The 12,182-nt window shown below is 69.9% G+C and carries 11 protein-coding genes; 1 reads left to right on the top strand and 10 read right to left on the bottom strand.

Going from position 1 to position 12,182, the window contains the following annotated elements; all coding sequences use genetic code 11:
* Window positions 1-2 precede the first annotated feature (2 nt).
* From UAJ10_RS03770 to UAJ10_RS03745, 6 genes are all read right to left on the bottom strand, one after another.
* Entirely contained in the window at window positions 3-770 is a 768-nt protein-coding gene (locus tag UAJ10_RS03770) for an anti-sigma factor family protein (RefSeq protein ID WP_322914023.1), read from the bottom strand.
* A complete protein-coding gene (locus tag UAJ10_RS03765; RefSeq protein ID WP_246138313.1) occupies window positions 767-1,312 on the bottom strand; it encodes an RNA polymerase sigma factor in 546 nt (181 codons plus the stop codon). The genes UAJ10_RS03770 and UAJ10_RS03765 overlap by 4 nt, the downstream gene beginning before the upstream one ends.
* A gap of 233 nt (window positions 1,313-1,545) precedes the next feature.
* A complete protein-coding gene (locus UAJ10_RS03760) occupies window positions 1,546-2,217 on the bottom strand; it encodes an exopolysaccharide biosynthesis polyprenyl glycosylphosphotransferase (protein WP_322914496.1) in 672 nt (223 codons plus the stop codon).
* Window positions 2,218-2,219: 2 nt separating this feature from the next.
* A complete protein-coding gene (locus UAJ10_RS03755; RefSeq protein WP_322914022.1) occupies window positions 2,220-2,843 on the bottom strand; it encodes a TetR/AcrR family transcriptional regulator in 624 nt (207 codons plus the stop codon).
* 114 nt (window positions 2,844-2,957) lie between these two features.
* On the bottom strand, window positions 2,958-4,421 hold the full coding sequence (locus UAJ10_RS03750; protein ID WP_322914021.1) for a capsule assembly Wzi family protein: 1,464 nt from the start codon (window positions 4,419-4,421) through the stop codon (window positions 2,958-2,960).
* Between the two features lie 103 nt (window positions 4,422-4,524).
* Window positions 4,525-5,187 carry a TetR/AcrR family transcriptional regulator gene (locus UAJ10_RS03745; protein WP_416235338.1) on the bottom strand — a complete coding sequence of 221 codons (663 nt, stop codon included), beginning with the start codon at window positions 5,185-5,187 and terminating at the stop codon, window positions 4,525-4,527.
* Window positions 5,188-5,250: 63 nt separating this feature from the next.
* On the opposite strand from UAJ10_RS03745, the gene UAJ10_RS03740 reads away from it, so the two are divergent.
* On the top strand, window positions 5,251-5,919 hold the full coding sequence (locus UAJ10_RS03740) for an O-methyltransferase (protein ID WP_322914020.1): 669 nt from the start codon (window positions 5,251-5,253) through the stop codon (window positions 5,917-5,919).
* A gap of 7 nt (window positions 5,920-5,926) precedes the next feature.
* Here UAJ10_RS03740 and UAJ10_RS03735 read toward each other — a convergent pair whose 3' ends face one another.
* From UAJ10_RS03735 to UAJ10_RS03720, 4 genes are all read right to left on the bottom strand, one after another.
* Window positions 5,927-6,748, bottom strand: a complete 822-nt coding sequence (locus UAJ10_RS03735) for an isocitrate lyase/PEP mutase family protein (RefSeq protein WP_322914019.1) — start codon at window positions 6,746-6,748, stop codon at window positions 5,927-5,929.
* Between the two features lie 65 nt (window positions 6,749-6,813).
* Complete coding sequence (locus UAJ10_RS03730; RefSeq protein WP_322914018.1) at window positions 6,814-8,943, bottom strand: NHLP bacteriocin export ABC transporter permease/ATPase subunit; 2,130 nt, start codon at window positions 8,941-8,943, stop codon at window positions 6,814-6,816.
* A 53-nt stretch (window positions 8,944-8,996) separates the two neighbouring features.
* Entirely contained in the window at window positions 8,997-11,165 is a 2,169-nt protein-coding gene (locus UAJ10_RS03725; protein WP_322914017.1) for an NHLP family bacteriocin export ABC transporter peptidase/permease/ATPase subunit, read from the bottom strand.
* Window positions 11,165-12,139, bottom strand: coding sequence for an NHLP bacteriocin system secretion protein (locus tag UAJ10_RS03720; protein WP_322914016.1), 975 nt, complete (start codon window positions 12,137-12,139; stop codon window positions 11,165-11,167). Before UAJ10_RS03720 ends, UAJ10_RS03725 begins: the two co-directional genes overlap by 1 nt.
* Window positions 12,140-12,182: the final 43 nt, after the last annotated feature.

Genomic DNA, 12,182 nt, shown 5'->3' with positions numbered 1-12,182 from the left:
CCTTACGCCGTCAGCCCGACGTAGGCCATGCTGGCCAGCTTCTGCATCACGGCGGCCGACATCTCCCCGGCCATGACCATGCTCAGCTGGTCGTCCTGCCAGATGCAGACGCGCAGGTTGTCGCGCTTGAACTGGTCGAAGCGCACCGTGCCGTCGGAATGGCGCAGGTAGATGGTGAACAGCCGGTCGTCGGCATCGCGGTAGGCCACGGTGGCGGCCTGCCCCTCCACCTTAACGCCGGCCAGGCGGTAGCCGGCGCGGGTCAGGTCCGGCACCTTGATGTTCAGGGCGACGACGCGGCTGAGGGCCGCGTTGTAGGGGGCCAGGTCGCTGGGCACGGCCGCCGGCACGTCGCGCGCCGCCAGCGCCATCTGCACGACGTCGCCGGCGGGGCCTCCCGCGGGGTCGTTCACCAGGTAGGTGCCGCCGCCCACCAGCAACAGCACGACGGCGGCCGCGGCGCCCAGGCGGCGCCAGTCAGCCCAGGACCGGGCGGCGGCCGGGTGGGCCGCCGATTGGGCCGCCGATTGGGCCGCCGATTGGGCCAAGTCGATCAGGTGTTGCGGCACCGGCCGGTCGATCAGCGGGCTGTACAGCCGCTTCATCATGGCCTTGTCGGCCTCGTACCCGGCCAGGCGCTCCGCCAGGGCGGGGTCCGCCAGCAGGGCGGCCTCGACAACGCGGGCGCGGTCTTCCGGCAGTTCGCCATCCAGGAAGGCGTGCAGGTCGACCTCCGCGATGGAGGGATGGTTGGGGATATGGTCGCTCACTTTCGGTCTTTCGATACTGGGTGCTGTTGGCCCAGGGGCAGCGGGATGATTTCCGCGCCCTCGCCTTGCATCACGCTACGCAACCGCTCACGGGCCCGCGCCAGGCGCGACATCACGGTACCCACCGGAATGTCCAACTCCTCCGCGATCTCGCGATAGTTCAACTCCTCGACGCTGGACAGCAGCAGGATTTCTCGGTGTTCCGGCGTCAGCCGGCTGACGGCCTTCACGAAGTCCCGCGCGGCCCCCACGTCGGTCGGCGGCGCGCTCAGTTCCACATGGTCGGCCAGCTCGGTGATGTCCTGCTCCTCCCCCCGGCTGTTGCCGCGGCGAATCTCGTCGGTGTAAAGGTTCCGCAAGATACGCCGCAGCCAGCCGGAGATGCGGGGCAACTCCCGCAATTGCGCTGATTGGCGTAGCGCGCGTTCCACACAATCCTGGACCAGATCATCCGCCAGCGCGGCATTGCCCACCAGCGCCAAGGCGTACCGCCTCAGCGCCGGCAGCTGCATGACCAGGGCGTTCGCGAATTGCTGGGTCACGGCCTAGGGCTCTCCGACACGGGACCAGACACGGGACATGTCGAACCAACGGAAAACCTCGCGCCCGTGCCTACGCCGCATCAGCTTACGTCCATCTTCGCCGCCATCCCAGGGGCCAATTCCCCGGTGGATCACGGTCCTCTCATGCTTAAGACGGATGGCCTTCCGCGTTTATTCCCCGGGGCAACCGCTATGCGTTCGAAATAGTGTCGGCGACGTGGCGCCAGGCTTCGTCAGCACGCCTTGCGCCGGCTCAGGACCACCAGGGGCGTGCGCGCCAGGATCTTGAGGTCCAGGGCCAAGCTTGCGTTATCGACGTACCAGGCGTCCAGGTCCACCCGCGCCTGCATGTCCGCCACCTGGGGCGTCGCCCCGCGCGCGCCGTTCACCTGGGCCCAGCCGGTGATCCCGGGCCGCACGTTCTGGCGGTACAGGTAATTGGGGATGCGGGCGCGGTAAAAGTCGTCATGGGCGGCGGCATGGGGACGCGGCCCCACCAGCGACATCTCGCCCGACAGCACGTTCAGCAGCTGTGGCAGCTCATCCAGGCTGGTCACCCGCAGGAGGCCACCCACCCGGGTGACGCGGGGGTCGCCCTCGATGGCCTGCACCACGTCGGCGCCGTCCTCCAGCACGTGCATGGTACGAAACTTCACGATGTGGAAGGGCTGGCCAGCCAGACCGATGCGCTGCTGGCGGAACAGGATGGGCCCCCGGCTGTCCAGGCGGATCAGCAGGGCGATCAGGCCCAGCAACGGCAGGCAGGCCAGCAGCAGTGCCAGGCTGAGCGTCATGTCCAGCGCGCGCTTGGGCGTCAGGCGCGGCCGGACGCGGGGCGGCGGCACCTCGACCGCCTCCGACCGTGGCGCCGGCTCCGGCATCCGCAACGGCTGGGGCGCCGTCATGGTCACGCGGCGGTCCCGGTGGTGACGGCGGGGGCGGTCCCGGCGCAGGCGACGGTCAAGGACCGGGCGGCCTGGCATAGCGCGGCGGCCAGGTCCGCCTGAGGCAGCTGGCCGCCCAGATGCAGGACGGCGACGCCGTGCAGGGTGGACCATAGCAGGCGGCCCAGGGTGACCGGATCGGCGCAGGGCAGTCCCGCCGCCGCGAAGCCGGCGGCGTGGGCGGCGAAGGCGTCCTCCACCCGGCGTTCCTGGCGCCGCACCTCCGCCACCCCGGGCACTTGGGCGGGCGCCAGGGCGAACATCAGGCGATAGCGCGCGGGCTCGGCGGTCGCGAAGACGCCATAGGCCGTGGCCAGGCGTGCCACCCGTTCCTCCAGCGAACCATCGTCCAACCCCTGGTCCAGCGCGTCGGCCAGGCAGGCGAAGCCGTGGGCGCGGACGCAGGCCAGGATGGCCTCCTTGTTCTCGAAATAGCGGTAGGGCGTCATGACGCTGACGCCCAGGCGCTGCGCCAAGTCCCGCATCTTGAACCCGTCCAGCCCCCGGTCGGCGAACAGGCCGGCGGCGACGTCGCGGACGCGATCGCGCGGGGTGGTGGTCTTGGCGCAGGCGACGATGGACGGCATGGATCCTCCGGCAGGCAACGTGGGGATGTCTCCCTTCATTCCCATGACGGATATGGACGGCGGGTTTATTCCCATGAGCCGGCGCTATTTTGCGCCACGCCCTTGCGCGCCCCCTTACAGGGCGATACGCAGCGCCGCCTCCACCGCCGGCAGGAAGCCATGGTCCGGCCGGGCCTGGTCGTCCTGGACGCTGCCGCGCAAATCCAGGGTGAAATGGCGGAACGGCAGGCTGAGGCGCCCTTCCAGGATGTTCACCTTGATGGGCACGGGGCTGACGATGTTGGCGCCGGCCGATTGCGCCGTGCCGATGACAGCGTGGTGCAGCGTCATCTCATAGGTCCAGCCGTCGGCATCGGTCCAACTGCCCTGCAAGGACAGAAGGCGGGAGTCGTCGTCCAGGCTGAAGCCGATGGTGCGGCCGCGATAGCGCATGCCATCGGGATAGCCGCCGTTGGTGTAGGAGAAGCCGTAGATGCGGCTGGCGAAGCTGAAGATGTCGGTGGTGGAGATGCTGTCGGCGTATTCCGCCGTCAGCCGCAGGGGCCGCCCCGCCACGGGCACGAAGGCGGTGGCGCCGAACAGGTGGCTGGTGCCGGAATGGGTGATGGGCGACGAGTCCTCGTTCATCAGCTGCATGTAGGCCTGGACCGGCACGCCCCACAGGTCATGGCTGTACTTGATGTCCACCACGCCTTCGTCATTGGTCTTGTTGACGTCGGTGGGAGAGTTGTTCAGCTGGAAATACTCCGCCGGGTCGCAGGGGTGCCCCTGGCCGCAGATCTCGCCCGTGCGCGCCAGGCCGATCTCCAGGCCCGGGGCGGGATTGACGGTGACGCGCAGGGCGTCGAACACCGTGTTCCTCTGCAGGCGCGGTCCGTCCAAAAGGCCCAGGAAGAATTCAGCCTGCCAGGGCCCCAGCCATTCCAGTACCGGCCAGGTGGAGGGGGAGGTGTCCAGGCGCTGGATGCCAACCTGCGGCATGGGCCGGGCGTTGTTGGACAGGGTCAGGGCCGAGATCCAGCCCGGTCCCCACCAGTGGGTCAGCCAACCGCCGTAGACCAGGGCGTCGCCCGCCTTCACCGCCAGATAGCTGTCATCCAGTGCCAGCTTGGTGGCTCCGGTCTTGAAATCCTGGGTGTAGCTGCCCACGGCCAGCCGGGCGGCTACGGTGCCGGAACTGTAGGACAGCGCCACCTGGGTCTGCCCCTCCCCCCGGCCCAGACTGTCGAAGCCGTGGACCACGGCCGGCGCGTTGGTCAGGTCCAGGCTGGCGCTGGTGCTGAAGCCCGGCCGGTTCTCGCGCGTGGCGCGGCCCAGCACGCGCAGCGCCGCCGCTTGCACCGCGTCCGGCTGGGCATCCAGATCGGCCGCCTTCAGGGCCGGCACGATGGCCGTCCAGGGCAAGGGCCATTGGGTGGTGACGCCGTCGATCAGGCCGGCCGCGGCTAGCATCTCGATATCGCCCCGCAACTGGTTGTCGCCCACCTCGCCCCAGGGCGAGGCGCCGGCCAAACCCGTCGTGCCCATCAGGAAAATCAGCGCGCCGGCCAACCGCCGGCCCATCGCCCCGGTCCGCATCCTCAGGGTCCCCTATGGCCGAACCCGACCCCGCCACCGGGGCCGCGCGCCACCATAAAACCAAGCGAAAACGGCGGGATAGGACGTAACTTCGTATACGGTCTCAGGCGTGATCCAGGCTGCGCAGATAGGCGCAGAACATGTCGGCCATGGCATCAGCGTAGGCCGATATCTCCGCATCCGTGCGCTGGGTTTCGGAATAGTGCTTGCCCACCTGGCTCATGGTCGTCTTGAGCAAGTCCCCGGCCATGGCGCGCACGGCATCGGTGGCGTTCGGTACCGCCTCGCGCATGAAGGCCGCGACGACGCCATCGGCGGAGGCCCGCGCCGTCTTGGCCTCCGGCGCGTCGCGATAGAGCGGGGCGGCATCGTCCAGCGCCACCCGCATCGCCGCCTCATCGCATTCCGACTTCAAGAAGGCGTGGACCAGGGTACGCACGCGGTCCAGCGGCGGCCGGGCACGATCCTCCAGGATGGCGCGCAGCATGTCGGCGGTCTGCCGCCATTCATCGCTTTGCAGGCGGAACAGGATGGCCGCCTTGTTGGGAAAATACTGGTAGAGGGAGCCGACGCTGACGCCCGCCTTCTCCGCCACCCGGGCGGTGGTGAAGCGGGCCGCCCCCTCCTTCGCCAAAACCTGAACAGCCGCCTCCAGGATGGTGGCGACCAACCCAGCGGAGCGGGCCTGCTGCGGCTGCTTTCGTGAGGAAATGCTGGGGCTGGCGCGGTCGGGCATGGGCGGGCCGGCAATGCGAATAGGGAACATGACGAATTAGTCGTATTTTGAGGCCGGCGCAAGACCGCGCCGCTTCAAACCGGATTTTCCCCAATGAACACCCTGACCACCGCCCCCGTGGCCCCCTTGCTGGACCGCCTGTTCGCGGAGGCCGCCCAGATCACCCCGTCCTCCATCCCCGCCCTGGCCGACCTCATGGCGCGTGGCGACCATACCCACCTGATGCGCAGCAAGACCGAATATCGGATGTTCTACAGCGCCCTGAAGGACCTGCCCCTGGCGGTCTCGCGTGAGGCGGGCACCCTGCTGTACATGCTGGCGCGCGGCTCGAACGCGCGCACGATCGTGGAGTTCGGCACCTCCTTCGGCCTGTCCACCCTGCATCTGGCAGCGGCGCTGCGCGACAATGGCGGCGGCCGGCTGATCACCACGGAATTCGAGCCGTCCAAGGTCGCCCGCGCGCGGGAAAACCTGGCGGCCGGCGGCCTGATCGACCTGGTGGAGATCCGCGAGGGCGACGCCCTGCAGACCCTGGCCACCGACCTGCCGCAGACGATAGACCTGCTGCTGCTGGACGGGGCCAAGGCGCTCTACCCCGAGATCCTGGACCTGGTGGAAACCCGGCTGCGGCCGGGCGCCTACATCGTCGCCGACAACGCCGACCACAGCCCCGACTATCTGGCCCGGGTGCGCGACCCCGCCTACGGCTATCTCTCCCTGCCCTTCGGTGAGGATGTGGAACTGTCGCTCAAGCTCCGCTGAAGCCCCTTCACGTGAAATTGGCGAAGATCTCGTTGAGCTGCTTGCCGGAGGCGGTGGCGGCCAAGCCGTCGAAGGAGCCGGCGCGCAAGCCCTCCGCCGCGCGCAGGAAACCGCCCCAGGCGGCGCGCGCCAGCCCGCCGCCGACACTGACCCGGCGCACGCCCCAGTCGGCGATCTCCGCCAGGCTGGGGCCAGGGCGCATGACCAGCAGGTTCACCGGCTTGGGCGCCACGGCGCGGACCAGGGCCACGACATCGGCCCGGTCCACCAGGCCGGGGGCGTAGAGGCAATCGGCGCCGGCGTCGGCCAGGGCCACCATCTTGTCGATGGCCTCGCTGACGCGAGACGGGTCGCTCAACAGGATCTCGGTGCGGGCGACCAGCACGGCCTGCGCGTCGACCTGGTCGATGGCCGCCCGCGCCGCGCGGATACGCTCCACCGCCGTGGCGGTGTCGTAATGGCCAGGCTGGCCGTCGGCCCGGATGTCCTCGACCGACAGGCCGGCGACACCAGCCTCAACCGCCATGCGAACGTTGGCTGCCAGATCACTGATCTCATGGGCGAAACCGGACTCATAGTCCGCGTTCACCGGCAGGTCCGTGGCCGGCACCAGGGCGCGCAGGTGCTCCAGCACATCATCCCGCGTCACGCCATAGTCCGGCCGCCCCCGCGTCCAGGCGTAGCCGGAGCTGGTGGTTGCCACGGCCTTGAAGCCCATGTGCTGCAGCAGGCGGGCGCTGCCCACGTCCCAGGGGTTGGGCAGCAGGAAGCAGCCGTCCTGATGCAGGGCGCGGAAAGCCGCGCGCTTTTCCGTGATGGTGCGTGTCATGGTCCGTTTCCCTCCCGTTGGTGTCGGACGGTCCGTCCGTTCCGCCTTTCCGGCAAGGATAACGATCACACCATCTGCCGCCGCGCCAAATCGGCAAAAACGCCACCCTGGGCAATAAGGTCAGCATAGCTGCCATTTTCCGCCAGCCGCCCCTGGTCCATAACGAAGATGCGATCGGCCTCCATGATGGTGGACAGGCGGTGGGCGATGACCACGCGCGTGGCCCGCAGGCCGCGCACGCTGTCCGTCACGATGGCCTGGGTGGCGTTGTCCAGGGCGCTGGTGGCCTCGTCGAACAGCAGGATGCGCGGCCGGCCGGCGATGGCGCGGGCGATCATCAGCCGCTGCTTCTGCCCGCCGGAGATGACCCCCGCCCCTTCCGCGATCACGGTGTGCATGCCCATGGGCATGGCGCGGATGTCCTGGTCCAGGCCGGCCAGGCGCGCCGCCTCCCACGCGTCGTCCACCGTCAGGCGGGCGGAGGCACCGATGATGTTGGACGAGAGCGGCCCGGGGATCAGCTTGCCGTTCTGCAGCACCACGCCCAGCTGCCGGCGCACGGCCCCCAGATCCAGGCCCGCCAGGTCCTGGCCGTCGTAGTAGATGGCCCCACCCAGCGGCCGCTCGAACCCCAGCAGCAGGCGGAACAGGGTGGACTTGCCGGACCCGGACGCGCCGACGATGGCCACGAACTCCCCCGCGCGGATGCTGATGGACACGTCGTCCAGGATCAGCGGGCCGTCGGCGCTATAGCGGAAGCTGACATGGCTGATGTCGATGGCGCCCGTGAAGGGCCGCGGGGCGGCCTGCACCCGGTTGGGTTCGGGCATGGCCTGTAGCAGGGGGCGCAGGCGCTCATAGAGGGGGGCGGCGCTCAACGCGTTGGTCAGCGCCATGGTCATGGCCAGGGTGGCGGCGAAGAACTGGCTGAAGGCGGCGTTGAAGGCGGCGAAGGCGCCGGTGCTGAGTGGCGTGGCGCCCTCCACCGCCGCGAACAGGCAGAGGGAGGCCAGCACGACATAGCCGGCGTTGAACACCTCCAACCGGTTGGCCAGGCGCTGCACGCCGAAGCTCAGGGTCTTCTGCTGGGCGAAGCGGGTGGCCCACAGGGCGAAGGCGCGCGTCTCCGCGCCGTTGGCGCGCAGCTTGGCCATGCCGGTCAGCAGCTGGAAGACACGGGATGCCAGGTCGCCCTGCACGGCGATCATGCGCCGCTCCAGCCGCAGGCGCAGCAGGTTGATGCCCACGGCCGCCGCCATGGCGATGCCGGCCAGGACGGCCACCAGCAGGCCCAGGCGCCAGTCTATGGTGAACAGGAAGGCGAAACTGGCCAGGCTGAAGATCCAGCTGATCAGGGCCGACTGGGCGCTTTCGCTGATGCTGTGCAGGATCTGCGTGGCGCCGAAGATGCGCTGGGTCAGGTCGCCCGCGGCATAGGCGCGGAAGAAGGGTGCCGGCAGGCGCAGCACGCGCTGCATCACCGCCGCCTGGACGCCGATGGCGGCCCGCGCGTCCACCCGCAGCAGGGCGATGGCGCGCGTCAGCTCAAAGGCGCTGACACCCAGGGTGGCGGTCAGCAGCAACAGGATGAACTGACCCAGTCGCCCCGGCTCCCCCGCCGGGATGACGGTGTTGATCAGGGCGCCGGTGGCCATGGGCACGCCCAGGCCCAGCACACCGCCCACGGCGCCCAGCAGCAGCAGGCGGGCGATGTCGCGACCGCTGCCCCGCAGGGCGAAACGCGCCAGACCCAGCAGGGTGACGCGCTCATCCGGCAGGGGGCGGTAGAAGACGAAGGCCTGCGTGTCGAGGCCGGCGGCCAGTTCGGCATCCAGCCGCACCCGCGTGCCGGCGGCAGGGTCCCAAAGCCACAGCCCGTCGCGTGCGGCCGGCAGCAGGGCCACGGGCGCCCCGTCCTTGCGGAAGGCCAGCAGGGGCATGGCCCCGTCCGTCCACCAGTCGCGGCCGGTCAGGGCCACGACGCGCCAGGCGGCCCCGGCTTGGCGGGCCAGGCTTTCCAGGCGCTGGATGGGGTCGGCGGCGGCGGGTGCCGCCACGCCGGGCGTGATGCCGGCGGCGCGGAAGACCTGGCGGCAGGCGTCGACCAGGGCGTCGCCCGTGCCGAGCAGGACGGCCGCCTCCGCCTCCCGCCCCGCCAGGACCTGGGCCAGGTCGCCGATGGACGAGGCGAACATGCGGCGGTCTGCGCGTGCCTTGTCTTCTAAACGCTGATGGGGAAGAACGTCGGTCATTGGTCGGTCGCGATCAGGGTGCTGTATCGGCCGCCCAGGGCCATGAGCGTGTCATGGCTGCCCCGTTCGGCGATGCGCCCGCGGTCCATAACGATGATCTCGTCACAGTCGCGGATGGTGGACAGGCGGTGGGCCACGATCAGGCAGGCGCAGCCGCGCCGGCGCAAGTTGCCGTCGATGGCCTTCTCGGTCAGTGGATCCAGGGCGGATGTCGCCTCATCCAGCACCAGCACGCGCGGCCGGCCAGCCAGGGCGCGGGCGATCTCCAGCCGCTGGCGCTCGCCGCCGCTGAAGTTGGCCCCCGCCTCCTCCACCGGCGCGTCATAGCCGCCGGGCCGGGCCGCGATGACATCATGGATGGCGGCGTCGCGGGCGGCGCTGACCATCTCCTCCGGCGGCAGGGTGCCATCCCACAGGCTCAAATTGTCGCGGATGGTGCCGGCGAACAGGTAGACATCCTGATCGACGCTACCCAAGGTGGCGTGCAGCCGGTCGCGGGCGATCCCGTCGCGCGGGACGCCGTCCAGCAGCACCTGCCCCTCCCATGGCGTCAGCACGCCGGTGACCAGGCGCGCGACGGTGGACTTGCCGCTGCCCGAGCCGCCCACCAGCGCGACGCGGCGGCCGGGTTCCAGCGTCAGGTTGAAATCCTCGATCAAGGGCGCCTCCAGCCGGCTGTAGCCGAAACGCAGGTTGCGCAGCTCCAGCCGACCGGCCAGCTCCTCCGTCCGTGCCGTCCCTTCCGGCGCTACGCCCCCGGACGGGTCAACGGCGGCGGGGAAGTTGAGGACGTCGTCCAGGCGGGCCATGTCGCCCTGCGCCTCCTGCAGCTTGCCGGTCAAACCCATCAGGTTGGTCACCGGCTGGGTGAAGCTGGCCATCAGGCCCTGGAAGGCCACCAGCATGCCGATGGACATGCGCCCGTCGATCACCCGCAGGCCGCCCAGGCCCAGGATGGCGACGGATACCAGCGCGTTCAGCAGGTTGGGCAGCACGGCCAGCAGGCGGCTGTTCAGTTCCAGCCGCTGCTCGCCGTTGATGACCTTGGCCAGGTGGCCGGACCAGCGGGCGAAGAAATCCCCCTCGCCGCCCGTGGCCTTCAGGGTCTCGATGGTCTCGACACCCCCCATGGTGACGGCCATCAGCTTGCCCCGGTCCTGCAGCAGCCGCAGATTGTCATCCCGACGCTTGCGCGCGATGGCCCTGAGCACCAGCAGGTTCAGCGCCGTGATGGCGATGCCGGCCAGGGTCAGGCCCACGTCGTAGGTGGCCATGATGGCGGCATAGAACAGGACGGACAGGACGTTGACGGCGTTGGTGGCGAGGTCGCCCGCCAGCAGATGGGCCACGCGGTCGTTGGCGGCCACGCGCACGCTGATGTCGCCGACATAGCGCTGGTTGAAGAATTCGATGGGCAGGCGCAGCACATGCCAGAAGAAGCTGGCGGAGGATTGCAGCGACAGCCGCATCTCCAGGCGCAGCAGCTGCGACTGCTGCAGGGCGGTCAGCCCCATGCGCAGCAGCGCCGTGACCAGCATGCCCAGCAACAGCGGCTGCAACCAGCCGTCCAGGCGCTTGATCAGGATCTCGTCGATGAACACCTGGGTGAACACCGGCAGCGCCAGGCCCGGCAGCACCAAGGCCAGCGTGGCGATGACGACGAAGGCGAAGGCGGCGCGCACGCCGCGCAGGCGGCTGGCCAGCGCCCGGGCCAGGCTGGGCTCGTTGCCACCCTTCTGGAAATCGGGCCCCGGCGCCATGGCCAGGGTGACGCCGGTGTAGCCGTCGCTGAACTCCGCGTCCGTCACCGTGCGGGGGCCGGTGGCCGGGTCGTTGATGTGGACCACGCCCTTGCCGAAGCCCTCCACCACCAGGAAGTGGTTGAAGTTCCAGAAGACGATGGCGGGCATGGGCGCCTGGCGCAACTGCCCGATGTCATAGCGCTTGCCGCCGGCGGTCAGGCCGTAGGCACGGGCGGCCTTGACCACGTTGCTGGCCTTGCTGCCGTCGCGGGAGACGCCGCAGGCGGCCCGCAGTTCCTCCAGCGAGACATGGCGGCCGTGGTGGGCGAGCAGGATCGCCAGGCTGGCGGCGCCGCACTCCACCGCCTCCATCTGCAGGATGGTGGGCGTGCGCAGCCGGCGCTTGAAGGGATGCCCGGCCATCAGTCGCGCGCCCGGCTGGAGGGGGACTTGTCCAGGAAGGGGAACAGCAGGGCGATGGGCCGGCGGCTTTCCAGCACGAAGCTGCCGCTGCACAGGGTGCCGCTGCTGATCTCCAGCGCGTCGCCGGCGGGGGATGACCAGCGGTAGCCGCTCTGCGACCGCGGATCCGGCACCAGCTCCACCTCCACGGCGATGGGCGGCCCCTCCGGCGCCAGTTCGTCCACCAAGGCGGGGTTGGGCAGCAGGGCCAGCATGCCGGCCTGCGTCGCCGGGTATTTCGACACCGACCGCACCCGGCCGATGAGATAGCCGTCACGCTCCCGCAGGCTGGTGACGGGCGAGATTTCCGTGGTCATGCCCGGCCGCAGCAGCTTGGCGTTGCTGGAGGGTGGCAGGTACAACACGGCGCGCAGCGGGGACTCCCCGTATTCCATGCTGACGATGGGGTCGCCGGGCTTCACGGCGTGGCCGTTGGTGGCCATGACCTCCACCACCTCGCCGTCGTGGTCGCTGATCACCCGGTGGTCCAGCGCCGCCTCGAAGCGCAGGCGGTCCAGTTCCTGCTGCGCCTGGGCGCGGGTTTCCGGGGCACCCGGCCCCGTGGCGGCGGCCAGGGTGCGCACATAGGCCTCGGCGGAGGCGATCTGCTGCCCCAGCGCGGGGTCGATGATGCGGCCCAGCACCTGGCCCTTGGCGATGTGCTGGCCGGGGCTGAGGTGTTCCATGTCGGCCACGACGCCGTCGACCACCGCCACCACGTTGAAGGTGCCGCCGTCATGGATCAGCACCCCGCGCCCCGCCATGCGCGACGGCAGGGTGCCGAAAACGGCCCAGGCCACCACGGCCGCCAGCAGGACGGCCGTGGCCCACAGGGCGATCCAGGCGCGGGCCGGGGTCACCTGGACCAACTGGTTCAGTTGTTCCGGCGAGGACAGGCCGTCCAAGGCCGCCTTGCGGAATATCGGATTAGTCATTCCCCCGGATGCCCCTTCATACCCGCCCCTTTACCTCCACATC

The organism is Nitrospirillum guaranorum (assembly GCF_034653275.1).
In the GTDB taxonomy this organism is placed as follows: domain Bacteria; phylum Pseudomonadota; class Alphaproteobacteria; order Azospirillales; family Azospirillaceae; genus Nitrospirillum.
The sequence above is the reverse complement of the archived record's forward strand: the minus strand, read 5'-3'. Positions and strand labels throughout refer to the sequence as shown.